Origin of the sequence: Actinosynnema sp. NPDC091369, assembly GCF_044757065.1 — a bacterium.
In the GTDB taxonomy this organism is placed as follows: Bacteria; Actinomycetota; Actinomycetes; order Mycobacteriales; family Pseudonocardiaceae; genus Actinosynnema.
The window spans coordinates 732631-758665 of the sequence record NZ_JBIVUG010000004.1 but is presented as its reverse complement, the minus strand read 5'-3'; the positions used below and the strand labels follow the sequence as shown (position 1 = coordinate 758665).

Below are 26035 nucleotides of genomic sequence, written 5' to 3'. Positions count from 1 at the left end.
GAGCCGCGCAGGGAGAAACTGGATGCCAGACGCGTTCTTCCCCCGAGTACCAACCGAACCAGCAGTTCCGTACAACTCCTCACCTTCGTACGCCACTCACCCCTGGGAGCCGCCGCCCGCCCCGCCCGCGCGGGCACGCCGGCCGCGCCACCACGCGCTAGGGCAGCACAGCGACATCCGCCTGCTGCGCAGCGCCTACCGCTGGCAGCGCCGCGTGGCCACCCTCACGGCGCTCGGCTACTTCGTGCTGTTCCTCCTGCTCTCCGCGTTCGTCCCCTCCCTCATCTGCTCTGCCTGCTTCCAGCCTTGCTGGACTCGTGGAAGCCCTGAGCAGCGATGTTCGGGCAGTGGCGAAGACGTCAGTGCCTTGGTGCACTGGATCAGCCGGATCTTGAGACCGCGGCGGCTGATGTCACACCGATGGCGTCCGTGTTCGTCGGACCCGGGTCGACGTCGGCGCCACGGAGCGGGCAGGTGCAGCCTGCGCTACCAAGAACCGCCCGCAGCCTGGGTCGTTTCGGCCGACGAGCGACATTACGGTTCTGTCCTGGAACTCAAAGAATAGGACCTCGGGTTTATTGTGATGTCAATCCATAATGTACAGACTGATGGATCTCCTGGTGCGGGCGTTGCCAGTTCCGCGTCGGCGGTGCGGGTTCAGGGCCTGAAGAAGGTCTACGGCACGGGACCGCAGGCGGTGACTGCCCTTGCGAGCGTCGACGTGATGTTCGAGCGGGGTACGTTCACGGCGGTGATGGGGCCGTCGGGTTCGGGCAAGAGCACGTTGCTGCAGACCGCGGCGGGGCTGGACCAGCCGACCGGCGGCCAGGTGTGGGTCGGTGACACGGAGTTGTCGCGACTGTCCGAGACGGATCTGACGAAGCTGCGGCGGTCGAAGATCGGCTTCGTCTTTCAGGCGTTCAACCTCATCGGAGCGTTGACCGTGCAGGAGAACATCGTGTTGCCGTTGCAGTTGTCGGGAGAACGCGCCGATGCCACGTGGGTGCGGCAGGTCGTCGACCGGGTCGGGTTGACCGAGCGGTTGGCGCACCGGCCGTCGGAGCTGTCCGGCGGTCAGCAGCAGCGGGTCGCGATCGCGCGGGCGTTGGCGACGCGCCCCGAGGTCATCTTCTGCGACGAACCGACCGGTGCCCTGGACACTCAGACCGCGGGCGAGGTGCTGAGTCTGCTGCGTTCGGTGGTGGACGAGGCGGGACAGACGGTGATCATGGTGACGCACGATCCCGTGGCGGCGTCGTATGCGGATCGTGTGATGGTGCTGGCCGACGGCCGGATCGTGCACGACATGCCGCAGCCGGGTGCGGAGCGCATCGCGGAGCACCTGGCGTCGCTGGGTCGTCGCCCTCGCATGACGCAGGAGCGCTGACCGATGCTGAAGCTGGCCGCGAAGATGCTGCGCTACCGCATGGGCAGCGCGGTCGCCACCCTGCTGGCCTTGACGGCCGGAGTGGTGCTCTTGATGTCGATGGGACTTCTGGTGGAGTCCGGCCTGCGGTTCGAGGCCGCGCCGAAGCGTTACGCCGCAACAGACGTTGTTGTTGCCCATCGCGACATCACGGTCACGACCAGCGGTGAGGAGAAGGTCACCGTAGAGCTGCCTGAAGGGGGCACCGTCCCGACCTCGATGGTCGAACGGCTCCGGCAGGTACCGGGTGTGGCCACGGTTGTGGGGGACACGTCGGTGGCGGCGATCCTGGAGAACGGCGGGGCCACCGGGCACGGGTGGAGCAGCACGGTGCTCACCCCCTACGAGCTGGTCTCGGGTGCCGAACCGAAGAAGGGTGAGGAAGTCGCGCTGGATGAACGCCTGGCCGGCTCGACAGCGCCCGGCGACGAGGTCCCGATCCTGGTGGATGGGACGGCACGCGTCTACCGGATCAGTGGCCTCGTCCGCAATGCCGGCCCACGGCCGGCTCCTGACGCGTTGCCTGCGGTGTTCTTCACTGACGAGCACGCGGCGGCCGTGTACCCGCGGCAGGGCCGGGTCGACGCTGTCGGCGTCATTGCCGAGCCCGGTGCGTCCAGTGCCGCAGTGGTCGCCGACGTACGCGAGCTGGCCACCGAGGCCGGAGCCAAGGCATACGCCGGCGCCGAGCGCGGGTTGCTGGAACAGTCCGCGGATGCGGCGGCCGGCCGGATGCTGGTCCAGCTCGGCACTGTCTTCGGCGGGTACGTGGCGCTGCTGGTGATGTTCGTCGTGGCCGGAACCATCGGCCTCGCGGTCCGGCACCGACGACGCGACCTCGCCTTGCTCCGGGCAGTCGCCGCCACGCCCGGCCAGATCACCCGGTTGATCCTCATCGAGGTGGGGCTGCTCAGTCTGCTGTCGGTCGTGATCGGCGTGCCCTCGGGCTGGTTCGCCATCCGATGGCTGCGCGGGGAACTGGTCGACCACAAGTTCATCCCGGACACGTTCCCGTTCAGCGGCGGTGTGCTGACCGCGGTCGCGGTGGTGGTGGCGACGATAGCGGTGGCGGTGGGTGCCGCGCTGATCGCCGCCCGTCGGACGGTGCTGATCCGCCCGACGGAGGCACTCGGCGAGATCGCTTTGGAACCCCGCCGGAACAGCAAGATCCGCTTGTTCTCCGGGTTCGTCGCCTTGGCCGGTGGCGTTTACCTGACCACGCTCACCACTGCGCTGAAGGGGACCGCTGCCCTCGGCACCGCGATAGGCGTGCTGTTCGTGCTCGTCCTCGCGGTCGCGCTGCTCGCCCCCTGGATCAACCGGGTGGCCGCCCGGCTGCTCGGCCCGGTGCTGCGCGCGGTGTGGGGCGACAGCGGTTACCTCGCCGCGGCGAACCTGCGCGCCAACGCCCAAAGCATGGTCACCGTGCTGACCGCACTGGTGCTGTCGGTTGGCCTCGGTGGCTCGATCTGGTTCCTCCAGGACAACCAGCAGCGAGCGGCCGTTGAGCAGAGCCGTGACGGGATGCTCGCCCAACACGCCGTGATCTCCGCCGCAGGTCTGCCTGACTCCGCCCTCACGGAGATCCGCGGGATTCCCGGCGTGGTGGCCGCCACCGGAGTGCGTAATACTTCGATCATCCCGGCCGGGGGAGAGGACGCCGGCGGTGTGCAGGCGATCGATCCGGCCGGCGCCGAGCTGACGATGGACCTCCGGGTCCGCAGCGGCAGCTTGGCCGACCTGCGTGGCCCCGCCATGGCGGTGTCGACCTTGCAAGCCGATTCCAACGGCTGGGAGATCGGCGAGCAGGTCGAGGTGTGGCTCGGCGACGGCACACCGGCCACCCTGCGCATCGTCGCGATCTACGACCGGGGCATGGGTTTCGGCGACGCTACCGTCGCCAAGGACGTCATCGACGGCCACACCGCCGCCACCGGCTACGAGCGGATCCTCGTCCGCAGCGAACCGGGCACTGACATCACCGCCGCCCTGGCCGACGTCGCCGACCGGCACCCCGGTAGCGCCGTGACGAGCACCGCCAGCCTCACCGGCCAGCTCGCCGACGATCTGGAGCTGGGATCCTGGTTGAACAAGCTGCTGGTCGGCATCATGGTCGGCTACGCCGCCCTGGCCGCCGCCAACATCATGGTCATGGCCGCCCTCACCCGTGGCCGTGAACTGGCTCTGTTGCGCTTGGTCGGCGTCACCCGCAAGCAGGTGAAGAGAATGGTTCACGCGGAACAGACCGGCCTGCTTGGCGTATCCCTGCTGATCGGTGGAACCATCGCCGCGATCACATTGGTGTCGGTGGTACGCACCCTCACCGGGCGGACCGTGCCCTACGTTCCCACGCTGGGATGGGTGTCCATCATCGGCGGCACGACGCTACTGGCCCTGCTCACCACCGTCCTGCCCATCGCGCGACTGCTCCGGATCCCGCCGATCGCCGGTATCGGCGTCAAAGAGTAACGATCGCCTGGGGCAGCAAACCGTCCCGATCCCGCTGAACGACAACCGAAGGGCGTCCGCACCGCGAGGACGCCCTTCGGTTGTCGTCGTCAAGCGTCTGGACGACGAGGACGCTGTCGACGGTGTTCGAAGCCCTGCGCCACAGGCCCGAGTCGTTCGACTCACCGCCCGCTCCGGGTTCGCTCCGCGTCCGCAATCCGTGTGGAGCTCGGTTCGCACTCGCAGCGCCGGAGCCAATCGCTCGGTCAGGACAACGCAGCCACGTCTTCATGCTCCCGAGGTACTTCGAGCCAGTCGGTTGAAGGCCGGAGAGGCAACGGTCGATCACTGCGGCGTAACGCCGCTCTGCGCTCGCGCGGTGGCCGACCATCCGTCGTTACTTCGGTCCGCTGCCTTCGAGGTAGCGCAGGACCGCGGTGACGCGCCGGTCGGCACGGTCGTCGGGTGCGAGGTCGAGCTTCGCGAAGATGCTGCGGATGTGCTTGTGCACTCCGCCTTCGGTGATGACGAGCTTCTCGGCGATGGCGGAGTTGCCGAGTCCTTGCGCCATGAGCGCGAGCACGTCCCGCTCCCGGGGGCTCAGCCGACCCAGCGCGCTGGTGTGCGGGTTTCGGGCCAGCAGCTGACCGACGACTTCGGGGTCCACGGCGGTGCCGCCGGCGGCCACCCGGTGCAGGGCGGTCAGGAACTCGTCGACCCGCCCCACCCGTTCCTTCAGCATGTAGCCGAGCCGGCCGGCGCCGGCGGCCAGCAGTTCGGTGGCGAACGTCTGCTCCACATACGCCGAGAGCACGAGCACCGCGAGACCTGGCCGCCGGCGGCGGGCTTCGACCGCTGCCACGATCCCCTCGTCGGTGTGGGTGGGCGGCATCCGCACGTCGACGATGGCGACGTCCGGCTCGTGCTCGGCCACCGCGGCCAGGAACGATCCCGGCGTGTCGGTGGTGGCCACCACGTCGAGCGACTCGGCGCGCAGCAGCAGCGCCAACCCCTCGCGCAGCAACGGGTCGTCCTCGGCGATCACGATCCGCACGGCAACTCCACTCGCATCGATGTCGGCCCGCCGGCCGGGCTGTCAAGGGTGAAGCGCCCGTCGTATGCCTCGATCCGCCGGCGTATGCCGGACAGGCCCGACCCGCCGCGCTCGTCCGCGCCACCCCTGCCGTCGTCGCAGATCCGCAGCAGCAGCCGGCTGCCCTGCCTGGTCACCTCCACCACGGCTTTCGTGGCGCCGCTGTGCTTGGTCACGTTGGACAGGGCCTCGGCCACCACGAAGTACGCGGTGGCCTCGACGGAGGCGGCGCACCGGCCCGGTACGTCCACCACCAACTCACACGGCACGCCGCAGCTGCTCGCGAGGCCGTCCAGGGCGCCGGCGAGCCCGCGGTCGGCCAGCACCGGGGGCAGGATGCTGCGCGCCACCGCACGCAGCTCGGCAAGTGCCTGTTCGGCGGCGTCCTGAGCTCGGTCCAGCGCGGAATGGGCCGCGGCGGGGTCGCGGTCCACGGCTCGCCGCGCGGCGCCGAGCAGCACGTTCACCGCGACGAGCCGGTTCTGCGTGCCGTCGTGCAGCGACCGCTCGATGCGGCGCAGCTCGGCGGCGTGCGCGTCGAGAGCGGCGGCGCGGGTAGCGGTCAACTCGACGACCCGCAACGAGAGGTCGGCGCCCGCGGGGGGCGCCAGCAGGTGCCGGCCCGGCCACTCCTGCGCCCGGGCGAGAGCCGGCCCGAGCACGACGATCAAGGCGCCGCAGAGCACGCCGGTGGCGCCGACGGTCAAGGGACCCGTGATGGTCCAGAAGAGGAAGCTGGGGGAGTTGTCCTCGGGCGGCAGCAAGTGGTACCAGAACGGGTACGTCGTGTTTTGCAGCATCACGGCCGGCAACGAGAGCCCGATGAACCCGGCGGCGAAGCCGGCTGTGGCGTGCAGCAACAGCCATGCCAGCTCACGTCGCACCGTCACGTCGCGCAGCGCGGCCCGGGCCCGGTGCGGCACGAGGCCGGGGCCCAGAACATCGAGCCGGGCCCGTTCCCGGTTCGCGACCGCGCGCAGCACACTCAGAGCGGAGGGCACCAGGACAATGCCGACACCAACGCAGCTGAGCAGCACGACCACGCCGATCCAGACGAGCACGGCCATTGCGAGCAACGCCGTCGCCAGGCCGCCTATCAGGCGCGCAACGGCATCGAGCGACGCCCACAGGCGCCGCGACACCCGAGTCATTCCACCTCCCGAGCCCGGACCCTATCCGATCAGCAAACTCCACATCGGACCGAGTCGACCTACCCTCCGTCGCCCACCCACCAGGGCAAGCTGGTCGCTGTCACGAGGTCGTCTGTGTCGAGAAGTCGGACGGACGTGCTCAGGCCGTCGACGCCTGGCGCCGAACAATCGCGAGCCGCACGGAATCGTTGATTCCAAGGCAGAACGTAATGTCGTCCGCTGGTCAGAGCGACCCAGACTGCAGGTGGTTCTTGGTAGCGCAGGCTGTACCTCTTGCTCCGCGGCGGCGATGCCGGCCCCGGCTCGACGAGCACGAACGCCGTCGACGCAGCGGAGGGGGACACCGTGCGTCGTCACGTCCGCACAATCCCGGCGGTCGTGGCGGAAGCTGTTCGCCGTCAGCGGCGAGCAGCCCTATCAGTCGTCCGACCCGGATGCGAGCGGTCGGACGCGGGAGAACATCTCCACGTCGGACCGTCGCCCACCCATGGCCTGCCAGTTGCGCAGCAGTCCTTCCCGAACGAACCCTGCGCTGAGCGCCACTCGCTTCGACGGTTCGTTCCACGGCTCGATGCACAGCTCGACGCGCCGGCTGCCGAGCTGGTCGAACGCCCAGTCGGCGAGTCCGGTCACAGCCTCGCGAGCCACCCCTCGGCCGCGCGCCGACGGCAGAACCCAATAGCCGAGCCCGACCCGGCCGAGGTCGAGATCGCGCAGGCGGAGGCTGATATGTCCGACGACAGAGTCGGTGACCCGGTCCGCGATCGCTCGTGGCACCGTGATTCCGTCGGCCGACAGCTCCGTCATCCGGCGCAGGAAGCCATGTACCGCTTCCGTCGTGCACGTGGCCGGAACCGTCGTGATCGATGTGATGTAGGGGTCGGTCGCGGCCTCCGCCAGCACGCTCAAGTCACTCTCCCGCCATGGCCGCAGCTTGAACCGATCAGTCGTTACCTCAACGGTTGCCAAGTTCTCAGTCTGCAATACGCGCCTCCTCTGTCAACGCCTCGCAACGGCGACATCCAGCCGCGTGGTGGCACCTAGAAGGTCTTCATCGTACTGGTCGTGCCGTCGTTCGAGTGCTGACCGTGGGTTGTCGAACCATTGGGGCGAGTTCCCGCCGAGAGCTCGGCTTCATCTGTCATTGCTGTGGACCAGGGGTGCTCTCGCGTGAGCCGACGAAGGCGGCAAACCGCGGCATCGGTTTCAGGGAACGAGCACGATCTTGCCGAAGGCGGCACCGGACTCGAGCTTGTCATGCGCGTGCGCCGCGGCTGCGAGAGGGAACGTTTCATCGATCAGACTGGCAATGGTTCTGTCGGCGACGAGTTCCAATAGCTTCTCCATGCGTGCGCGGAGCTCTGCACGGCTGATCGAGGAGAGGCTGAGCATGAGCAGGGTCGGGGATGCCGTGAACCGGCCGAGCAGGATCGAGCCGAAGTCCGGCGTGGGGAGACCCGCCACTCCTCCGCACAGCACGTACCGGCCGTTGGGAGCCAGCTTCTCCAGGAAGCGATCGAACTCCGGGCCGCCGACCGGGTCGATGATGATGTCGTATTCCTCGTACGCTTGAGCATCGGCAAGACGGTTCACGACAGTCGACGCCCCCAGTGCCGCTAGCCGTTCACCGCGACGAGCGGAGCCGGTCACTGCTGTCACCGCAGCCCCGAGGTGGATGCCCAGCAGGGTCGCCGTGAGCCCGACTCCGCCACCGGCACCACGGACCAAAGCCTTGTCTGCCCTGCGCACCTCGGCACGTTCGAGCGATGTCAGAGCGGTCAACGCGTTGAAACCAAGCGCGACCGCGTCCGCTTCACCGACCTGGTCGGGAAGAGCGACGACAGCCTCGACGTCTGCCGTGACCAGCTCGGCATAGCCGCCACCAGTCCGGTCCAGCATCGCGTAGACGCGGCGGCCGACCCACGCGTCGTCGACGTCCCCACCGGCCGCCACGACGACACCGGCCACCTCGATGCCTGGCACGGAACCGGGAGAACCACCGAACTCACCTCGGCGGGACATGACGTCGACGTGTCCCACACCGGCCGCCCTGACTTCTACCAGCACTTCTCCCGGTCGCGGCCGGGGATCGGGGAGGTCGGCGAGGACAAGGTTCTCCACGCCTCCGAATGCCTTCAGAACAACAGCCTTCATGATCAGCGTTTCTCCTCGGTGGGGCTGCGTCCGATTGGATCGCACTATCACTGTATGAGGCTTGGACCAGCACATGCCATGCGCGTATGTGCCGCATTCATGCGCGATTGTGCCTATGCTTCCGGTGTGGACGTGTTCAGTGATGTGATCGGCAGTATCCGGGCCGGGCGGCCGGCGTTCTGCCGCACCTCTGGCAGCGGCGCTTGGGGACGGAGCTTCGACGACTTCACCGGGGCCGGCTTCCACGTGCTGCTCCGTGGTGCGTGTTGGCTTCTGCTGCCCGGTCGGACGCCGTTGGCGCTCAGTCCAGGCGACGTGGTGCTTCTGCCGCACGGGACTCGGCATGGGCTGAGCGAGCGACCGGATCGACCACTGGCCGATCTGCCGAGGGAGGCAAGTCTCCCCTCAGGAGCTGACTTGCGACCGGAAGTGCCGATCGACCCCGCGGTGGCGCACGCGGACATGGTGTGCGGCGCCTACGAGTTGCAACTCCGGCCGCTGCACCCGTTCTTGCGGGCGCTGCCGGACGTCGTCCACGTGCCTGCGCGGGCCGGCCGGCACCCGGCGCTACGCGCGGCGGTCGATCTCCTGGCCGCCGATGTGGTGGACGCGCTCCCCGGTGCTGACGCGGCCGTGCCCGCGCTCATCGACCTGGTGGTGATCTACACGCTCCGCGCGTGGCTGCAGGAAGAGTCCGAGTGCACAGCCAACACCGGCTGGTGGGCCGCGCTGGCTGACCCCGCGATCGCCGAGGCACTTCAGCACATGCACCGGGAACCCGGTCGCAAGTGGACAGTGCAGGAGCTCGGTGAGGCGGTCGGCCTGTCCCGAACCGCGTTCACCCGGAGGTTCACCTCCATGGTTGGACAGCCTCCGCTGGTCTACCTGACGAATTGGAGGTTGGGCATGGCCGCTCAACTGCTGCGGGAAACCGATAATCCGATCGCCCTCATCGCGGGTCAGGTCGGCTACCGGTCCGAGTTCGCCTTCGCCAACGCCTTTCGCAGAGCGTTCGGCGTGCCCCCTGGGCGTTTCCGGCGCGCTGAGCCACCTGTCAGCCGTGGTCGTGAGAGTCATCGGGAGGCAGGCGCCACCGCATCCGCCAGGTAAGTTCTCCCACTTGCGGCGGCACCACCACTTCTGCCGACGAGGGCGTCTCACAGCCCAGCGGAATGACACCTCTGATCACGGTAGGCCCGCCTGGCGGACTGACGATCTTCGTCGTGCCGGCGAACGCGGCGACCCTGCGCTGGATACCGGGCAACCCGGCGCCGTGCGCGTCGTCGGCGCCACCATGACCGTCGTCGTGACCGTCAAGACCGAGCTACCCGCGTTCCTGAACCGCCGGCGGTGGCGCGGTGATCGGCGTTCCCAGGAATCGTCTGGTGCGGTTGCGTTCACGCACCGCGAGCAGGTGGACGAACGGCAGCACGCCGGACAGCAGCGGCAACGTCACGAGGTCCGCGATGGTCACGCCCGGACGGGTGGGTGAGTCATCCTCCCTGGTTGGCCGGTGCGACACCAGTGAGGGTGAGGCTGCCGGGAATGGCGGCGAAGGCCGCGAGCGTGTCGGTGGCGAGGTGCTCAACGGTCGGGTCTTGCGGCCGGTCTGCCCAGGTCTCCAGCGCGCGGTGGAACGCGGCGGCGAGGATGTCCAGCGCCAGGCGGGGGCGTAGGTCGTGTGGGTCGAGCCCGAACCTGCGGTGCAGGACGTCGAGGGCGGCGCGGACGGTGACGCCGCAGAAGTACAGGCAGTGCGCCTCGATCGCCGGAGTCCTGCCGGCCAGCCGTGTGCAGGACAGCAGCCGGTGCGCCCAGTCGCCGGTGTTCATAGTCCGCATCGCGGCGAGCACAGCGTCTTGCAGCACCTGCAGGATCGAGCGTCTCGCATCCACCGGCCGGGTTTCCAGCTCGTCGATGAACGCCTTCCACATGTCCTCGTACGGAGCCATCGCCACTTCTTCCTTGCTGGCGAAGGTGCGGAAGAACGTGCGCTTGGACACCTCCACCCGGTCGCACAGCTCGTCCAGCGTCACGCTGTCGAAATCACGTTGCGTGAACAGGCGCAGCGCGGTGTCGACGAGCGCCTCGCGTGTGCGCTGTTTCTTGCGCTCCCGCAGCGTCGGCCGTGGGCCGGGAGGCGACACGGAGTCGATGGCCATGCGGCGATCTTACCTCAATGCCACATGCCGCTTGAAAGCAAACGCCACTCAGTGGCAGGCTGGTGCGGAACGATCACCGAACCGGGAGGCACCTATGCAGGCCCTGCTCCTCGACCACTCCGCACCCGGCCACCTCCGGCTCGGCTCGGTTCCCGACCCGGAGCCGGCCGCCGACGAGGCTGTCGTCCGTGTGATCGCCAGCTCCGTCAACCCCGGTGACCTCTACCTGGACGCCGCTCCGGAGGGCAGCGTGCCCGGTTACGACGCCGCCGGGGTCGTCGTGCGGGCGGCGGCGGACGGCTCGGGTCCAGCTGTCGGCACACCGGTGGTGACGCTCGGCTTCGCCGGCGGGTGGGCCGAGCTTCGCGCGGTCCGGACCGATTGGATCGGCGTCGCCCCGGCCGGCGCCGACCTCGCCGCCGTCAGCACGGTTCCGGTGGCGGGTACCAGTGCGCTGCGCGCGCTGCACAGGCTGGGCCCGATTCTCGGCCGCCGAGTTCTCGTGACCGGCGCCACGGGTGCGGTGGGCCGATACGCCGTGCAACTGTCCCGACTTGGCGGCGCCTACGTAGTGGCCTCCACCGGTGACCCGGACGCGAACGGTGACCAGTTGCGGGCGCTGGGCGCCGATGAGGTGGTCCGCGAGCCAGGAGACCTCGACGAACCAGTCGCCGGCGTCATCGACGTGGTCGGTGGTGAACGCATGGTGCAGGCGTACGAGAAGCTCGCGGAAGACGGCGTTCTGGTGTCGGTCGGGCACATGAGTGGCGGAGGGGAGCACTTCCCCGCCTTGGCCTTCTCCGGTCACGACGGCCGGAACAACCGCAGCATCACCTCCTTCTTCCTGGGCGCCTACGCCGGACTGTCCACAGACCTGTCCTGGTTGGCGGCGCGGGTCACGGACGGCACCCTGAGCCCAGGCATCTCCCGGCGCGAGGATTGGAAGAACGCGGGCACGGCCATTCATGCGCTCGTGGAAGGCCGCGACCGCGGCAAGCTGATCCTCGACATCGGCCAGCACAGGTAGGACACCTCCCGCTGTTATGGCCGCGCGGATGACGTGCCACGCGTCCGGTCCCGCACTGCTACGCACGACCGATGCCTTCAGTGAACTGCGCGGCGGGCCACCGGAGACCGCCCAAGGCCGGGCCGCTTGGGGGTGCCACCACTACCTCGGTTGTTCAGCAAGCTGGATTGTCCACTCCGGAGGAGATGAGGAGCCTGGAATCAGTCGGTCACAGCAAGACTGACGTCCGTGGAACCCAGGAGTTGTCTGCCTTGTTCACTTCCTCTTCCCACCGATATCGGCCTTCCTCGGGGTATCGCCGCGTGGCCACCATGACGGCGGCGGCGGTCGCTGCAGGTGGTCTCGCGTTCGCCGGCCCGGTCCCAGCCGCCCAGGCCGAGCCTCGCCGCGACGCGGTACAGCAGAGCATCGACAAGCTCGTCGAGGTCGACCGGCACCCAGGAGCGCTGGCCGCAGTCCGGGACCGGCATGGCCGGACCCGCCACTACACCGCTGGGCGCGGTGACCTGCGGACCGGCGAGCAGGTGCCGGTGAACGGCAGGGTGAGGATCGGCAGCGCGAGCAAGATGTTCGCCTCCGTGGTCGTGCTGCAGCTCGTCGGGGAGGGCAGGCTGGAGCTTGACGCATCGATCGAGAAGTACCTGCCGGGCCTGGTGAGGGCCAAGGGCGTGGACGCCTCCAAGATCACGGTTCGCCAACTGCTGCAGCACAACAGCGGCCTGCCGGACTACACCGAGTCGATGTTCGCGCCCTTGGGCGACTTCTTCCCGTACCGGCATGTCTACCTCGAACCGCGTGAACTGCTCGACCTGGCGAACGCCCGGGAGGACGGCCGGCCCGCCGGCAGCGGCTGGTCCTACAGCAACACGAACTACGTCCTGGCCGGCCTGATCGCCCAGCGGGTCACCGGTCGCCCGTTCAACGAACTGGTGACCACCAGGGTCATCGAGCGGATCGGTCTGCGCGACACGTACGCGCCCGAGGTCGGCGAGCAGGACATCCGTGGCCGACACCCCAAGGGCTACCAGCGCAACCCGACTACCAAGGAGCTGTTCGACTTCACCCGCATGGACCCGAGCTGGGGCTGGGCAGCCGGTCAGCTGGTCTCCACACCCGACGACCTCAACACCTTCCTCCGCGCGCTGCTGGGTGGCAAGCTGCTCGAACCGGCCCAGCTGGCTCAGATGCGCACCACCATCCCGACGGACCCGGAGTCGGGCCAGGGCTACGGACTCGGCATCTTCAGCATGCCGTTGAGCTGTGGGAAAATTGCGTGGGGCCACGGCGGCGACATCCCGGGCTACTCGACTCTCAACGCGACCACCGATGACGGTCGCGCGGCGACCCTCACGGTCACCTCGCTCAACGGATCGGTGACCGACAAGTCCGTCGCCGCGGACCGGGGCGCACTCATCGACGCCGCTCTTTGCGCGAACTGACCCCGGTAGAGAAGAGGTAGCTTCCGCGCTTGGGAAGCCACACAACGGCAAGGGCTCGGGCGGGTGCTCAACGCATCCACACCCGAGCCCTTGCCGCACGTGCGTTTCCGCCGGGATCCGACCGGTCGGGGCGTCGACGGAGGTGGTGCTGGCTGTACCAGAGTTGGGCAGGGCAGGGGATCGTCGGGAGCCGGAGGCGCGGCAACACTATGGGTGTCAGTGCGAACCATCCAATTTGGAGAGTGCCTTTTGCTGAAAGGTCTGATTCGCCCAGCCGGAACCAGCCCGGGTCCAGCGCGTCGGCGTGGTGGTGTGGTCGTGGCGGCAATCGCGGCGGTGGCCGTTGCCGGTATCGCGGTGACCTCGGTGGCCTCGGCGGATGCGCTGAAGGAGAAGTCGACGCCGGTTCATGACAAGTCGCTGCAGGCGGGCCTGGAGGAGTTGGTCAAGGACGGAACACTGCCGGGGGCGCTGATGTCCGTGCGGAACCGGGACGGGCGGGTGGTGAACTACACTGCCGGGGTGGGGGACATTCGGACGAAGTCGAAGGTTCCGACGGACGGCTACGTGCGAATCGCCAGCAGCACCAAGATGTTCGTCGCGGTGGCGGCCTTGCAGCTGGTCGGCGACGGCAAGCTCTCGCTGGACGACACGGTCGAGAAGTACTTGCCCGGTGTGGTGCGGGGTACCGGTGCCGGTGCGGCGATCGACGGCCGGAACATCACGATCAGGCAGCTCCTGAACCACACCAGCGGCATGACCCGCGAGATGCCTCTCATTCCCGAGCAGGGGATCCTGCCGATCAGGGACAGGTACTTCGAGGCGAGGGAGCTGTTGGATGCCGCGCTGACCAAGGCCCCCACGTTCGCTCCTGGACAGGACCGGGTGTGGATGTACAGCAACGCCGGGTACGTGCTGCTGGGTCTCGTGGTGCAGAAAGCGACTGGGCGACCGCTCGCCGAGGTGATCACGAACCAGGTCATCAACCGTGCCGGGCTGAAGCAGACGTACTATCCCGGACCGGGCGACCGCGACATCCGTGCGCCCCACCCGCAGGGCTACCTGTTCGCCAAAGACGACAAGGGCAACCCGATCCCCGGTGAGCTGGTCGACATCACCCGGTTCGACCCGTCGATCGCCGGTGCCGCAGGACAGATCATCGCGACCCCGAGTGATCTGAACAAGTTCATGGTCGCCCTTCAGGACGGCCGACTGCTCAAGCCCCGTCAGCTGGCGGAGATGCGTCAGACGGTCGAGGCCCCCGGCTTTCCCGCGGGATGGCGCTACGGCCTGGGGACCATCGAGATGAAGCTCAGCTGCGGAGTCACCGCGTACGGCCACGGCGGTGACGCCGACGGCTTCCAGAGCCGCGCCGCGATCACCCCGGACGGCCGGGCGGTCACCGTCGTCGTGACGAACGACGACCTCGGGGTCGGGGCGCCGGAGGTTCTCGCCTTCTTCGACAAGGCCCTGTGCGCCACGAAGTGAAGCCGTTCGCTTGAACACCCTCACCGGCCGGTGCGATGGAGAAACCACCGCACCAGCCGGTGAGCTTTGTCGGCACGACCCAACGATCTGACGATGCTCAGTCAGACCGGGACGACGCGCGTCGGCTCGACTCCTGCTCAGCTGCGACTCCGAACCGGTATTCGACGCGGATGCCTGTGCGTCAGCGTTCGTCCGAACACCGGCGCGTGCCGCTGCTCGGGAGGATCGTTCGGGCCTCAAGCGCATTGAGCCATGTAGTGCACCAACGAGAAAAGCCGGACGGTGGCCGAGTGGATCGAGGCCCGGCTCGCCCTGAAGGCGACACGATCACGGCTGCGCTTCATGCAGGACCGACCGCCGTCGAGCTGGTCGCAGAGGTGCCGAACACCGTTGTCGGCAAACATGACGTACACCTCGTGGACAGGCTGATCCACAACGCCGGGCGCCGAAAACTGCAGGAGCGTTGTGCGGCGGCAGGTATCGATACCGACGGCCCCGCACACCGCGCCCTCGCCGACGCGCGCACGACCGCAGACCTCCCGCGCACTACCTGCGCCGGCCACCGTCGGCAGGAATGACTCGAGACTGGTTGGTGCGGTGATCCGTCGCGTTCCCAGGGATGGTGCGACTGGATCTCGGCAATGGCAGGCGTGCCGCCTCGCGCGCATGGGGTGGATCGGAGATGCGCACGATGCAGCAGAACAAAACCTGTATTTGATCGCGGGGCTGGAGAAGGGCCTGGGGCACAAGCTCGGCTACCAGCAGATCACGTACCGGGCGCTGCGGAGGGCGGCGAGGCGCACTGGCCCGGCGAGGGACGGCACCACGTCTGGGATACGAGCCACCGACCGCAAACAACGCTAGGCGGGCCGCGGCGACAGAGTCGGGTTTCGGCGGCCGCAAGTGGGTGTCAGCACGTATTTCCGCGACGCCATCGCGCGGACTGAGCTACCAGGACTGGGTGACCTGCGTCTGAGAAGGCCGTCCGTCACGATGCTGAACCGCGACGAGGAACGCAGACCCCGCGAGATCGAACGATCGCTGAAGCGCCAGGTCCCGAGTTCGTCCAGCGGATCACCGCTTCGGCAACCACGGCCTGTCGGTGTGGGCCGACGGAGTCGTGGCTGTGGACGTGCTGATCGCCGTCCTGGACGTGCTCAGCGGTCTCCGGTCAGTGGGCTGAGCGTTCTGCCGGCCGCGGTCGGCCGTGCCCTGCGCCTGGCAGCGGCGGCGTCGGAGGCACTTCCTCCGATGGATGACGACAGCCACACCTGGAAGTGACGTTTCACCACTCTCGCCCCGCCAAGACTCTCGATCATTACGGGACAACCTTCAGGCGCGTTGGACGAGGTCCTGCGTTTAACGCAGCGGCTGTTGATGTTCGCGAGCCTGTCACGCCGGCGTTCAACGTGGCGGATCAGTACGGCAAGGCAGCGTTCGACGCCGTCGATTTCCACCACCCGGCTCACCTGCCCGTCGAACAACAACCATGCCGACAAGATCATTCTATTAAGAGCTTCAAGGGTTGTCGGTGCAGGAAACGCGTGTCGTGGCCGAAGCGGTTGCGGGTCGTACAGGGCAGCGCAGCCCATCAAATTGTGGAAATAGGAGCCGTGACGGGATCTCCACCATCGTTGTCCTGTGGAAATCCCACATCTTTGGTCGTCTTCGGCCAGTTGTCATACGGACGGCCGGTCCGACGAGGCTGGGCTTGTGGCATTGCGCCCAGGGTGACCCGCTTGCCGTGCGGATGCTGCGTCGTTCGTTGGCCGATGACCTGCTTGCCGGACAGGACAGGAAACATTTCGAGCGTGCGTTCGACATCCTCCTGTCTTTGCAAGGCCAGCGCTGACGGAACTGGATCAGGCCGCCGCCCGCGTGAAGGCGCGTTCCGGGTCCGGTAAATCCGCGCCGTCGGGAGGTTCCATTTCCGGACCACCGCCAACATTCGCACGATGACCACCATCTGAACAGTGACGACCCCCACGACCTCGGGGGACAGGTGCAGGGTGAACCCGAGTCCTACGAGGATCCCACCACCGAACGCGGGCAGCGCGTAGATCTCCTTGTGCAGCATCGTCGGCACTCTCATGACCAGGACCTCGCGCATCAGGCCACCACCGACAGCGTTGATCATGCCGATGATGCCGGCCACGTAGACCGGCGTACCGTGCTCCATCGCCCTGGTCGCGCCGGTGATGGCGAACATGGCCAGTCCGACCGCGTCGCAGAATCGCAAGGGCATGTCGAACCGCGACAGCCGCGGGTACCAGAGGGCCACAATCGCCGCTATCACCAAGCTGGCCACGAAGTACCACGCGGTCAGCAACCCGATCGGTGGCTCGACCCCGAGGAGGATGTCCCGCAGTACGCCACCGCCGATCGCGGTGAGGATCGCTGCCGTGCCGATCCCGAACAGGTCCAGACGCGACCGTGCAGCATCCATGGCGCCCGCGAACGCGAAAGCCAAGATGCCCAAAACTTCCATGACCACGAACACAGCTTGACCCCAAGATGTCCGAGAATGTGGCAGTTGCCGAAAGCAGGTGAAGGATCAGACGATGATCTCGTCATAAGCCGGCAGTGTGGCCACAGTGTGCATTCCTACGAGCAACCCTCTGCGGGAAGGGGGACTGGGTCACCTGGAGGTGCCTATTTGGGTACACGCCCCGGTACCCATTCGATCCGAACCGGGACAACGTGAGTACGAAGTAGACCATCGCCCGCGATGGCAGCTTCCGTGCACGACATTGCACCCGCCGGGTCACGTCAAGCACCTCGTCCACCAGTGCAGACGCTTGTAGGGTAGGGACGCGATCATTCGGAGTTGTTCGGCGCAAGTACTTCACTGCTCCGCGGTGACGATAAGTTGTCGCGGAGCACGCGCTTCATTTCCGCGAACCTCTGAGGTTCTTGCGGTAGCTGGAGAAAAGCGTGACACCGCTGGCGACGGCGACCATCCCGAAAGCGGCGCTGATGTAGGAGCTCAGGCCGAAGGCTTGAGTGGTGACGTTGGCCACGACGCTGCTGACCAGGAGCACCGCCAGCAGCGCTCGGCTGCGGGTGAGCGAGGAGTTCGGTTCCTTGTTCATGACGGAGAAGTTAGTTGTGTTCGCCAGCGCCGCCCATACCGCAGGCTTCCAGGTGTCAGGTAGAGCAGGCTGTACTCGTCCTCGTGAGCAGGTGCGATGGTTTCGGCTCAGATACCGGGGGAACGTCCGTGCAGCCGCCCTCGAACCGGGCCGGCCAGTCGAGGCCGGTGGGGATGACGTGTCACCCGGCGCCGGGTCGGCCGACGAACCTTCTGCGGGCCACGGTCACGCCACAGCTGGACCTGCGAGATGTCGACGGTGGCGAGGGGGCCGATCCCGAGCAGGTCCTGCGGCACGTACCGCTGCCCGGGGTCCGCCTGGACCCAGGTCGCGCCGGCGTACAGGGCTCGGTCGGCGAGGCTGAGCAGCCTTTGGTGGCGGCCGTGCGCGACACGCGTTTCCTGGTGGCGGTCCTCGACCATGGTGCGCAGCTGACGGAAGTCGGCCGGCAGAGACCGCGTCATCGCCAGGACCTCGCGCAGCTGCTGCTTCACCTCTTCCAAGGTCGCCAACCGCGCCTTGCCCGAGACGATGTCAGCGCGCCTCTTGCGCAGCTCGTCCATCTGCTGGTCGATGCGCCGGGCCTGCACCTCTCGGTCCGGGTTGGTCATGTCGGCGAGGTGACGCACCGCGTGCGAGATCGACCCGAGGCGGGCGCCGCTGACGGTCGTCTCACCCTCCACCAGATCGCGGACGAACCGGAGTGCTCGAAGCGAGTGGGGCGACAGGCGGTACCGGAGTCGGCCGTTGCGGTTCTCGGTTTCCAGCCAGCGCTTCTCGATCCAATCGCGGCAGTGTTCAGCCGGCGTGACGTTGCTCCTCCATTCGGGTGTCTGCTCGCGGGCCTCGGCGACCCGCTCGTGGAACCATTCTGCGGAAACCGTCCCTTCGACCTGTTCGAGATGTTCGGTGAACAGCGGCAGGACCCAGTCCCTCGAATACGCCTTGAGCAACGTCAGCGTCGGGTTCGCGCCCAAGGCTGCCCGGATCTGCTCACCAGCTATTCCCATAGTCGCCCATCGGGTCGGTGTTGATCGTCGCGGAACGAGGTACAGCGCCTTCTCGATCATGACCAAGAGCTCGACCACGGGGCTGGACCCACCCTCCTGCCGAGGTGCGGGCGGCGCACCTGCTTGAGCAGGTGACCGATCAGGAGCGGAGCTTCGCCTCGGTGTTCGCGAGCGGACTGCAGATCGGCGCCGACGCGTCAGCGGCGTTCCGGTCCGGGGTGCCCGAGTACGACTGGAAGGGCTTCTTCGCGCACCCGATGATCGAGAGCCCGCACAGCGCCGTATACCTCAACAGCATCCCGGTGCTCGACCTGGGGCAGTGCCAGCCGCGCGACCACGTCATGCGGATGTTCGGGCGCATCGACGAGACCGAGGGCACGAACCTGTCGCCGGGCGCAGTGCGGGCGGCCCGTGGTGACGCGGGCGGGGCGCCCATCGAGTGGGGTGTTCAGCCTTCGGTGGCGATGAGGTTGCTGGACTTGTCCCAACCGCTGACCTTCCACACAGTGCTCGATGCGGTGCGCACGGCGTGCAAGGCGGACGACACGGTGCCGGCGAAGGCCGTGCTGGGGATCGCTGTCGGTGCGGCGACGTTGCTTGAGCCGCTGCTCGTGGAGGCGACGAGTGATCTCTGAGACGGTCGCCGGCTATCTGGAACAGACAGACGAGGACCGCATGCCACCTTGGGTGGGTTGCTGCTGGGTGAGGAGCACGGCGTCGCGCCCGCCGACGCCGACCGGTTTCGCCGGTTCGCGAGGTCCTGGCTGGACAACGAGAAGCGACAGCTGCGCAGCCGGATCGAGGACAGCGAGACTTACCGCCTCTGGGCGGCGACCGCCGGGTCGGGACAGACCCTGGAGCCTGCCGTCATCGCCGGAATCCTCGCCGATCAAGGCGAGGACGAGGACACGGCGGCGGTTGTCGCGGTGCTCGTGGCGCGGGACGAGCAGGCGCGGACGATGGTGTACGACATCGCGGTGTCGTTCGCGTCCGAGCAGCGGGACTACGTCGAGCGGACGGTGTCTGCGGCGAAGGCGCTCGGGCTGGCGGTGTTCTATGACCGGGACATGACCCACGCCTGGTGGGGGCGGAACTTCGTCATCGAGCAACGTCGGGTCTACGGACAGCGAACACTGCACTTCGTGCCGTTCCTCTCCACCGAGTACCTGGCGGGCCAGTACCCGCGCGATGAGTTCTCCTACGCCATGCTGGCCGCTGTCCGCCGTGGGGATGACTACGTCCTACCGGTGCTGGTCGGAGACGTCGTCGTACCGGAGGAGGTGCTGCATCCGCACATCGCTTATCTACGCGCCGAGGACGTCACCCCGGACGAACTCGCCATCCACATGAAGGCGAAGGTCGACTACTCCAGGGCCCACGGCCGGAGCCCTCGCGACTTCGGCACCATCGTCACGGACGTCCTCGACCTAGGTCGGCACTGACCACGGTTAAAATCGTGCGCAGGCGCCATGAGCCAGAGATTGCTCTTCGAACCGGGTGACAGATCGGCCAAGCCTGTTGGCGACAGATGGCAGCGGATGCGGGTGCTCATCACGGTGAAAGCCGGGTCCCCGGCTGATAGCCGCGACGGTGACAAGGTTGAGGAGGTGGCACGCGCGCCGGAGACGGCTCACACAATCAGGTCGTCTTCGGCGCACCGGGCTGCCAGCGCCCCGCGGACGCCGGGGACACGGTCGAGCTGCTCAGGACGCGCAGTCTGGAGTTGCTCAGCCGTGGTCACACGTCGGATCACGCCGACACATTGGCGACGGACCGAGGAGCACCAGCTAGTGCGTTGACCACATAGGTTCGCCGGGTTGGTCAGGTTGCTCGTGGTCGGCCCCAGCGTTGGTGGCGTTCGCTGCGGATGCGTGCTCGTTCGCGGCGTTGGGCGGCGAGGACGTCGGGGTGGCGTGCGTTGGCGTTGCGCCAGCGCAGATGTTCTTGAAGGCGGCGTGCCACAACCGTGTGGTTGGGGTGGTTCGAGTTGGCGATGACGAAGGTGCGCAGTGGTCCGAACTGCGGCTCGATGGGGTTGGCCCAGGAGGCGTAGGTCGGGGTCAGGCAGATCTCGACATTGTTGGCCGCCGCCCAGTCGAGGATCTTCGGGGTCTTGTTGGCCGACAGGTTGTCCATGATCACGTAGATCGGCGCGCCGTCCGGCCTGGCCGCCCTGATTGATTTCAGGGCGGCCAGGCTGTGGTCACCGCCCTTGCGACGGCGGTTGACGCCCCAGAGCCGGTCGTCGCCGACGGAGTAGCAGCCGTGGAAGTAGCGGATGCCGTGCGTGCGTCGGTAGGTCGCCGGCAGCCGGTCGGGACGCTTGCGCGGTGCCCAGCCGGAGCCGTGGTGCGGTCGGATCGACAACGGCCCGAACTGGTCGAAGGCGAAACACCGCTGCGGGAACCGGGTCAGGACCTCGTCGATGCGGTCGAGCTTGGCGTCGAAGGCGGGATCGTTCGAGGTCTTCCAGGTCCGGGTGCGCTGGAAGCTGATCCCGTGTCGGTGCAGGAGTTGTCGTAATCGTTCCCGGCCGATGCGGACCCGCCGGTCGGGGTTGTGGTGCAGGTGGGCGGCGAGTTTGCGCAGGCTCCATCGGGTGAAGGGCAGGCCCGCCCGGGCGGGGCGGGCCTTGGCCGTCGCCACGACGAACGCGATGTCGTCGTGGCTGATCAGGCGGGGACGGCCTCCCGCCCAACTAGGGTCCAGGGCCGCCAGGCCGCGGGCGTTGAAGTCGTGGATCACGTCCCGGACGGTGTCCGGATCTGCGGCGACGAGACGGGCGATCGACGGCGCGGGGGTCCCGGACGACGAGGCCAGGATGATCATCGCCCGGCGCATCCGGATCGTGCCCTGCTTGCCCCGACGCACGTAGTTCAGCAGACGGCGGCCCTCGTCCTCGGTTAATCGACGTGCTCTGACCGGCTCGGCCATCGATGCCTCTCATGCTCGGCGGCGACTACGTCACCGCCGAGCATGAGATCACCACGAACCGGCGTCGGGGATCTTGACCGGCGTGTCCCCAACCCGGTGAACGTATGTGGTCATCGCACTAGCTACCGAGTCGAACGAAGATCAGGTACAGCAGTCGTAACGCCACGCCTCACGATCGTGCCCTGGTGGTCCAGCGTGCGCGGTCGTCGCAGCTCAGCATCCCAGTGCAAGGTCCTGACACCCCACAGGCACTCGCCGACAGCAGCGACGTCGTCGCGGCCAACCGACGTGGGAGACCAATCTGACACTGTCATATTGACAGTGTCAGTTACAGTCGTGTCGTGAGCGACGAGGGGCTGTGGACGATCGGGCAGCTGCCGGACCGGGTCGCCGCGCTGCTCGCCGACGATTACGGGGGCCAGCGGAGCGGCCGGGTGCGGGAGTTGCCGAACGGGCGCGCCATCCGGTGGTACACGACCATCGGGTTGGTGGATCGGCCGGTGGCGTACCGGGGACGCGCCGCGCTGTACGGGCGGAGGCACCTGCTCCAGGTGGTCGCGGTCAAGAAGTTGCAGGCCGCCGGGCACACGCTGGCGGAGATCCAGGCGGTGGTGGTGGGCGCGGACGACGGCAGGCTCGCCGAGCTGGCCGGGGTGACCCGGCAGGTCGAGCCGGCTGGACGAGCCGAACCCGTGGGACGGTTGGACGACAGTGCCGCGGCGTCCCGCAGCGGGGCCTTCTGGCGCGACCGGCCCGCGTCGTCGCCACCAGCGCCGTCCGCAGTGGTGCCGCCGGCCGCTCCCGCACCGGTGGCCTCCGCGCCCCCGGCCGCCGGCGTCACCCGGGTCGTGCCCGGTCTGCGCCTGGGACCCGGCGTCACCCTCGTGCTCCACGCCGCCGACCGCGTCCCCGACGCGGCCGAACTCGCCGCCATCGAAACCGCCGCGGCACCCCTGCTCGACCTGCTCGCCCGCACGGGTCTGACCCCGACCACTGGAGAGGACAACGGATGAGCACCCGCATCGCAGTCGTGGGAGACGTCGGGGCCACCCGGCCCACCGAGGACGACGGCCTGGGCTGCCTGCGCACCGAGCGTGGCAACCTCCCGCTGGAAGCCGTCGACGTCCACGCGACCATCACCGGGCTGGCCTCGCGCACCACCATCACGCAGACCTTCCACAACCCGCACCCCGACCCCCTCGAAGCGACCTACGTCTTCCCGCTGCCCGCCCGTGCCGCGGTGACCGCGCTGCGCGTGGAGGCCGACGGCCGCGTGGTGGAGGGCATGCTCAAGGAACGCGCGGCAGCGCGGGCCGACTACGACCAGGCCGTCTCCGACGGCAAGCGCGCCGCCATCGCCGAGGAGGAGCGGCCGGGCGTGTTCACCACGCGCGTCGGCAACATCGTGCCCGGCGAGCGGATCACCGTGCGCCTCACGATCGTGGGCGTGCTCGCCTACGAGGACGACACCGCCGAGTACCGCCTGCCGCTGGTCGTCGCACCCCGCTACGTCCCCGGCACCCCGCTGCCCGGCGACCAGGTCGGCGACGGCGTGGCCCGCGACACCGACGCGGTGCCCGACGCCTCCCGCATCAGCCCTCCGGTGCTGCTGCCCGGTTTCCCGAACCCGGTCCGCCTGTCCCTGGTGGTGGATGTCGACCTGGCCGGCCTGCCACCCGCCGAACCCTCGGCCAGCCTGCACGCCACCGCCACCGAGGAGACCGCCGGCGGGTTCCGCGTGCGGGTCGAGCCGGGCGCGCGCGTGGACCGCGACTTCCTGCTGCGCCTGCGCTTCGCCGACGCCGACGTGGTCCGCACCTCGCTGGCCGTGCGCCCGGACGAGGACGGTGAGGGCGGCACGTTCGCGCTGACCGTGCTGCCCCCGGCGGCCGGCGGACGGCTGCCGAGCCGGGACGTGGTGCTGGTGCTGGACCGGTCGGGATCGATGCACGGCTGGAAGGTGGTCGCGGCGCGCCGGGCCGCGAGCCGCGTGGTCGACTCGCTGCGCGCGGACGACCGGTTCGCCGTGCTGGCGTTCGACGACCGGCTGGACAGCCCGGACGAGCTGCCCGCCGGCCTGGTCGAGGCCACCGACCGCAACCGCTACCGCGCGGTGGAGTTCCTGGCCGGCCTGGAGGCCCGGGGCGGTACCGAGATGCTGAACCCCCTCCAGCGCGCGGCCGGGCTGCTCGGTGCGGAGGGCGATCGGGAACGCGTGCTGGTGCTGGTGACCGACGGCCAGGTGGGCGACGAGGACCGGTTGCTGCGCGAGGTCGCCACGAGCCTGGCGGGCGTGCGGGTGCACACCGTCGGCATCGACCGCGCGGTCAACGCGGCGTTCCTGCAACGACTCGCGGGCTCGACCGGCCGCTGCGAGCTGGTCGAGTCGGAGGACCGGCTGGACGAGGCCATGCGTGCCATCCACCACCGCATCGGCGCGCCCGTGCTGACCGGCCTGGCGGTGCGGGCCGACGGTCTGGCCGTGGAGGAGGGGTCGCTGGCCCCCGCGCCGCTGCCCGACCTGTTCCCCGGCGTCCCGGTCGTGGTCACCGGCAGGTACGCGGGCGAGCCGTCGGGCGCGGTGGAGGTCACCGGCTCGGGTGGGTGGCGGCAGCGGGTGGTGGCGGTGGCGAGCGACAACCCCGGGCTGGCCGCGCTGTGGGCCAGGGCTCGGGTGCGCGACCTGGAGGACCGCTACGTCGTGGGTGCGGGCGACCTCGACGCCCTGGAGCGGCAGGTCGTGAGAACATCGCTGGAGCACGGCGTGCTGTCCCGGTTCACCGCGTTCGTCGCGGTGGACGAACGGGTCGTCAACGAGGGCGGTCGGGTGCGGCGGGTGACGCAGCCGGTCGAACTGCCCGACGGCTGGTCATCCGTCCCCGCGTTCGCCGGCGGAGGCGGCTACGGCGCGGCTCCGGCCGGGATGCCGGTGGCCGGGGCGCCGATGGCGGCCATGCCGTTCGTCCCCGCCCCGGCTCCGGCGGCACCCCGCGCACGGAAGACGCGGGCCCGTGCCGGTCTCGAAGCGGCCGTGGCGATCAGCGCGGACCTGGCAGCACCCAAGCCCGTCGCACCCGCGCCGCCCGTCCCCGCGCCGGCGGAGTTCGCCGCGGAGGCGTTGACCGGGCTGCGCGAGGCGCGAGAGCCGGCCGCTGCCCTGCTCGAGCACCTGCACCAGGCCATCGGCCGCCACCTCCCGTCGTGGCGGGCCGCGGGCGCGCCCGCCGAGGCGCTGCGGACGCTGTCGGACCTGGCCGCGGAACTCGCCGTGCCCACCACCGATCCCACCGAGGTCGACCGCCGCCTGCGGCACGCGATCGCGACGCTGGAGACCCTGGCCGAACCCCCGTCAGGCCAATCCCGGCCCGCCGAGCCCCGCCGGCGCAAGCCGTTCTGGAAGCGGTGATCTCCCGTTTCCGGGGCGGAGCCCGCCTCCCCGCCCCGGAAACGGTCCGCCGCAGACGACGACGCTGCCTGTTGTCGCGGCGCGGTACCGACGTCGTCGCGGTCAGGCACCCGAGGTCATCGGCCGCGAAGTCGCGCCGTAGGTCGGCGACACCAGCCGATCACCCGAACCGGCGAGCACCCCTCGTTCGAGTGTGGCAGTCCAGCTACCGGGCCTTCACCGACGCCTGCCAGAACGCCGAGGTGACCGTACCCATGGGCGCGGTCGGAGTTGCTCCCGGCTGGCGCTCCTTCCGCGACCGGGTGGGGTGAGGACCGTCGTAGCGGACCCTGGAGGGTGCCAAAGGTCGGCTACATGAGCTGACCAGCGGTTAGGCTGCTGCGGATTCGTACTCGTTGATCAGGCCACCGGGGACTGGTCGACGGCGTATTGAGGTGCGGCCCGGCTCCGCGATCGGGTGGTCCGGTCGTGGTGGTGCGTAGGGCTTGGTGTGTTCGGCGGTGGTTGTAGTGGGTCGCGTAGCGGTCGAGGGCCGCTCGCAGGTGGGGTTCGTTGAGGATTGTCGGTCGATTGCGTCGGGTCGGACGGTGCTGATGAACCGTTCGCTGCTTGTTGCGTAGTCCACGGGCCGTTCGGATTGGTGGTGTTGCCGAGGATGTGGACGTAGCGGGTGGCGACTCCCATCACGAAGAACACGTAGACCCGTTTGAGGGTGACCGCGTAGTCGACGTGGAAGAAGCCGCAGGCCAACAGGCTGGCTGCCTGAGCGCGGAGGAACCGTCGCCAGGAGGTGTCGGTGTCGCGCTGGGGCGCGGGCGGTACCCGCAGGCGGTTGAGCACGCGGCGAACTGTTGACGCGGCTACTCGGTGGCCGAGCTTGAGCAGTTCACCCTGGATCCGGCGGTAGCCCCACCCGGCGTTCTCCCGGGCCATTTTTTTCGCGACGAGGCGCCGTGCCATCGCAGAAGGGTCCCCGGTGTCACCAACCGGTGTCCCCGAAACCAGCCTGGCAAGCGTCGCACCAATGCGGCGAGCACGGCGCGATCGGCCCAGTCCACCCGCGGGCGAGGGGTGGTCCGGCGTAGCACGACGACCTCGTGCCGCAGCACCACGTGGTGCGCGATCATCGCAGCTCAGCGCCTCAGAGCAGAGTTTGGAACCCCGCACGCGCTGGAAGTCCGTTGCCCGGTCGTCAGATCGCGTTC

General features: G+C 68.6%; 23 protein-coding genes. 10 read left to right on the top strand and 13 right to left on the bottom strand.

Features of this window, described 5'->3' with window-relative positions; genetic code table 11:
- Window positions 1-583 precede the first annotated feature (583 nt).
- Window positions 584-1387 (top strand): ABC transporter ATP-binding protein, encoded by an 804-nt coding sequence (locus ACIQMJ_RS19855; protein ID WP_499762474.1) that lies wholly within the window; start codon window positions 584-586, stop codon window positions 1385-1387.
- Window positions 1388-1390: 3 nt separating this feature from the next.
- Window positions 1391-3895, top strand: a complete 2505-nt coding sequence (locus tag ACIQMJ_RS19850) for an ABC transporter permease (RefSeq protein ID WP_499762438.1) — start codon at window positions 1391-1393, stop codon at window positions 3893-3895.
- A gap of 376 nt (window positions 3896-4271) precedes the next feature.
- Here the strand turns inward: ACIQMJ_RS19850 and ACIQMJ_RS19845 are convergent, their stop codons facing one another.
- The 4 genes from ACIQMJ_RS19845 to ACIQMJ_RS19830 all read right to left on the bottom strand — a co-directional run bounded on the left by ACIQMJ_RS19845 (window position 4272) and on the right by ACIQMJ_RS19830 (window position 8272).
- Entirely contained in the window at window positions 4272-4928 is a 657-nt protein-coding gene (locus ACIQMJ_RS19845; RefSeq protein ID WP_499762437.1) for a response regulator, read from the bottom strand.
- Window positions 4916-6109, bottom strand: coding sequence for a sensor histidine kinase (locus ACIQMJ_RS19840; RefSeq protein WP_499762436.1), 1194 nt, complete (start codon window positions 6107-6109; stop codon window positions 4916-4918). The genes ACIQMJ_RS19845 and ACIQMJ_RS19840 overlap by 13 nt, the downstream gene beginning before the upstream one ends.
- Before the next feature lie 426 nt (window positions 6110-6535).
- Window positions 6536-7087 (bottom strand): GNAT family N-acetyltransferase, encoded by a 552-nt coding sequence (locus ACIQMJ_RS19835; protein WP_499762473.1) that lies wholly within the window; start codon window positions 7085-7087, stop codon window positions 6536-6538.
- 237 nt (window positions 7088-7324) lie between these two features.
- Window positions 7325-8272, bottom strand: coding sequence for a quinone oxidoreductase family protein (locus tag ACIQMJ_RS19830; RefSeq protein ID WP_499762435.1), 948 nt, complete (start codon window positions 8270-8272; stop codon window positions 7325-7327).
- A gap of 126 nt (window positions 8273-8398) precedes the next feature.
- Between ACIQMJ_RS19830 and ACIQMJ_RS19825 the strand changes: the two genes are divergently transcribed.
- Window positions 8399-9382 (top strand): AraC family transcriptional regulator, encoded by a 984-nt coding sequence (locus ACIQMJ_RS19825; protein WP_499762434.1) that lies wholly within the window; start codon window positions 8399-8401, stop codon window positions 9380-9382.
- Window positions 9383-9596: 214 nt separating this feature from the next.
- Here ACIQMJ_RS19825 and ACIQMJ_RS19820 read toward each other — a convergent pair whose 3' ends face one another.
- Window positions 9597-9746 carry a hypothetical protein gene (locus ACIQMJ_RS19820; RefSeq protein WP_499762433.1) on the bottom strand — a complete coding sequence of 50 codons (150 nt, stop codon included), beginning with the start codon at window positions 9744-9746 and terminating at the stop codon, window positions 9597-9599.
- Between the two features lie 19 nt (window positions 9747-9765).
- The gene (locus ACIQMJ_RS19815; RefSeq protein ID WP_499762432.1) at window positions 9766-10434 is read right to left on the bottom strand and encodes a TetR/AcrR family transcriptional regulator; all 669 of its coding nucleotides are present in this window, start codon (window positions 10432-10434) and stop codon (window positions 9766-9768) included.
- Window positions 10435-10528: 94 nt separating this feature from the next.
- Between ACIQMJ_RS19815 and ACIQMJ_RS19810 the strand changes: the two genes are divergently transcribed.
- The 3 genes from ACIQMJ_RS19810 to ACIQMJ_RS19800 all read left to right on the top strand — a co-directional run bounded on the left by ACIQMJ_RS19810 (window position 10529) and on the right by ACIQMJ_RS19800 (window position 14388).
- The gene (locus ACIQMJ_RS19810) at window positions 10529-11461 is read left to right on the top strand and encodes a zinc-binding dehydrogenase (RefSeq protein ID WP_499762431.1); all 933 of its coding nucleotides are present in this window, start codon (window positions 10529-10531) and stop codon (window positions 11459-11461) included.
- Window positions 11462-11646: 185 nt separating this feature from the next.
- Window positions 11647-12900 (top strand): serine hydrolase domain-containing protein, encoded by a 1254-nt coding sequence (locus ACIQMJ_RS19805; protein WP_499762430.1) that lies wholly within the window; start codon window positions 11647-11649, stop codon window positions 12898-12900.
- A 318-nt stretch (window positions 12901-13218) separates the two neighbouring features.
- Complete coding sequence (locus ACIQMJ_RS19800; protein ID WP_499762429.1) at window positions 13219-14388, top strand: serine hydrolase domain-containing protein; 1170 nt, start codon at window positions 13219-13221, stop codon at window positions 14386-14388.
- 1157 nt (window positions 14389-15545) lie between these two features.
- Here ACIQMJ_RS19800 and ACIQMJ_RS19795 read toward each other — a convergent pair.
- The 5 genes from ACIQMJ_RS19795 to ACIQMJ_RS19775 form a co-directional block, all read right to left on the bottom strand.
- Window positions 15546-15893: a hypothetical protein gene (locus tag ACIQMJ_RS19795; protein WP_499762428.1), complete on the bottom strand. Its 348-nt coding sequence runs from the start codon at window positions 15891-15893 to the stop codon at window positions 15546-15548.
- 86 nt (window positions 15894-15979) lie between these two features.
- Window positions 15980-16876 (bottom strand): trimeric intracellular cation channel family protein, encoded by an 897-nt coding sequence (locus ACIQMJ_RS19790; RefSeq protein ID WP_499762472.1) that lies wholly within the window; start codon window positions 16874-16876, stop codon window positions 15980-15982.
- A gap of 82 nt (window positions 16877-16958) precedes the next feature.
- A complete protein-coding gene (locus tag ACIQMJ_RS19785; protein WP_499762427.1) occupies window positions 16959-17174 on the bottom strand; it encodes a transposase domain-containing protein in 216 nt (71 codons plus the stop codon).
- Window positions 17175-17276: 102 nt separating this feature from the next.
- Window positions 17277-17480 (bottom strand): hypothetical protein, encoded by a 204-nt coding sequence (locus tag ACIQMJ_RS19780; RefSeq protein WP_499762426.1) that lies wholly within the window; start codon window positions 17478-17480, stop codon window positions 17277-17279.
- A gap of 107 nt (window positions 17481-17587) precedes the next feature.
- Window positions 17588-18568 (bottom strand): DUF3375 family protein, encoded by a 981-nt coding sequence (locus ACIQMJ_RS19775; RefSeq protein WP_499762425.1) that lies wholly within the window; start codon window positions 18566-18568, stop codon window positions 17588-17590.
- Between the two features lie 26 nt (window positions 18569-18594).
- On the opposite strand from ACIQMJ_RS19775, the gene ACIQMJ_RS19770 reads away from it, so the two are divergent.
- Complete coding sequence (locus ACIQMJ_RS19770; RefSeq protein WP_499762424.1) at window positions 18595-19125, top strand: hypothetical protein; 531 nt, start codon at window positions 18595-18597, stop codon at window positions 19123-19125.
- A 57-nt stretch (window positions 19126-19182) separates the two neighbouring features.
- Entirely contained in the window at window positions 19183-19932 is a 750-nt protein-coding gene (locus ACIQMJ_RS19765) for a TIR domain-containing protein (protein ID WP_499762423.1), read from the top strand.
- 379 nt (window positions 19933-20311) lie between these two features.
- Here the strand turns inward: ACIQMJ_RS19765 and ACIQMJ_RS19760 are convergent, their stop codons facing one another.
- On the bottom strand, window positions 20312-21424 hold the full coding sequence (locus tag ACIQMJ_RS19760; protein ID WP_499762422.1) for an IS630 family transposase: 1113 nt from the start codon (window positions 21422-21424) through the stop codon (window positions 20312-20314).
- 341 nt (window positions 21425-21765) lie between these two features.
- Here ACIQMJ_RS19760 and ACIQMJ_RS19755 point away from each other — a divergent pair, with 341 nt between their 5' ends.
- Both ACIQMJ_RS19755 and ACIQMJ_RS19750 read left to right on the top strand, forming a co-directional pair.
- The gene (locus tag ACIQMJ_RS19755; RefSeq protein WP_499762421.1) at window positions 21766-22437 is read left to right on the top strand and encodes a MerR family transcriptional regulator; all 672 of its coding nucleotides are present in this window, start codon (window positions 21766-21768) and stop codon (window positions 22435-22437) included.
- Complete coding sequence (locus tag ACIQMJ_RS19750; RefSeq protein WP_499762420.1) at window positions 22434-24830, top strand: VIT domain-containing protein; 2397 nt, start codon at window positions 22434-22436, stop codon at window positions 24828-24830. Before ACIQMJ_RS19755 ends, ACIQMJ_RS19750 begins: the two co-directional genes overlap by 4 nt.
- A 399-nt stretch (window positions 24831-25229) precedes the next feature.
- On the opposite strand, the gene ACIQMJ_RS19745 is transcribed toward ACIQMJ_RS19750, so the two are convergent.
- Entirely contained in the window at window positions 25230-25790 is a 561-nt protein-coding gene (locus ACIQMJ_RS19745; RefSeq protein WP_499762419.1) for a hypothetical protein, read from the bottom strand.
- Window positions 25791-26035: the final 245 nt, after the last annotated feature.

Excerpts from the sequence above, each read along its gene's own strand:
- ACIQMJ_RS19830 (WP_499762435.1), bottom strand. The coding sequence starts at position 8,272 with ATGAAGGCTGTTGTTCTGAAGGCATTCGGAGGCGTGGAGAACCTTGTC.
- ACIQMJ_RS19750 (WP_499762420.1), top strand. The coding sequence starts at position 22,434 with ATGAGCACCCGCATCGCAGTCGTGGGAGACGTCGGGGCCACCCGGCCC.
- ACIQMJ_RS19815 (WP_499762432.1), bottom strand. The coding sequence starts at position 10,434 with ATGGCCATCGACTCCGTGTCGCCTCCCGGCCCACGGCCGACGCTGCGG.
- ACIQMJ_RS19810 (WP_499762431.1), top strand. The coding sequence starts at position 10,529 with ATGCAGGCCCTGCTCCTCGACCACTCCGCACCCGGCCACCTCCGGCTC.
- ACIQMJ_RS19745 (WP_499762419.1), bottom strand. The coding sequence starts at position 25,790 with ATGGCACGGCGCCTCGTCGCGAAAAAAATGGCCCGGGAGAACGCCGGG.
- ACIQMJ_RS19760 (WP_499762422.1), bottom strand. The coding sequence starts at position 21,424 with ATGGCCGAGCCGGTCAGAGCACGTCGATTAACCGAGGACGAGGGCCGC.
- ACIQMJ_RS19805 (WP_499762430.1), top strand. The coding sequence starts at position 11,647 with ATGAGGAGCCTGGAATCAGTCGGTCACAGCAAGACTGACGTCCGTGGA.
- ACIQMJ_RS19855 (WP_499762474.1), top strand. The coding sequence starts at position 584 with ATGTCAATCCATAATGTACAGACTGATGGATCTCCTGGTGCGGGCGTT.
- ACIQMJ_RS19795 (WP_499762428.1), bottom strand. The coding sequence starts at position 15,893 with ATGATCTTGTCGGCATGGTTGTTGTTCGACGGGCAGGTGAGCCGGGTG.
- ACIQMJ_RS19780 (WP_499762426.1), bottom strand. The coding sequence starts at position 17,480 with ATGAACAAGGAACCGAACTCCTCGCTCACCCGCAGCCGAGCGCTGCTG.
- ACIQMJ_RS19790 (WP_499762472.1), bottom strand. The coding sequence starts at position 16,876 with ATGGAAGTTTTGGGCATCTTGGCTTTCGCGTTCGCGGGCGCCATGGAT.
- ACIQMJ_RS19850 (WP_499762438.1), top strand. The coding sequence starts at position 1,391 with ATGCTGAAGCTGGCCGCGAAGATGCTGCGCTACCGCATGGGCAGCGCG.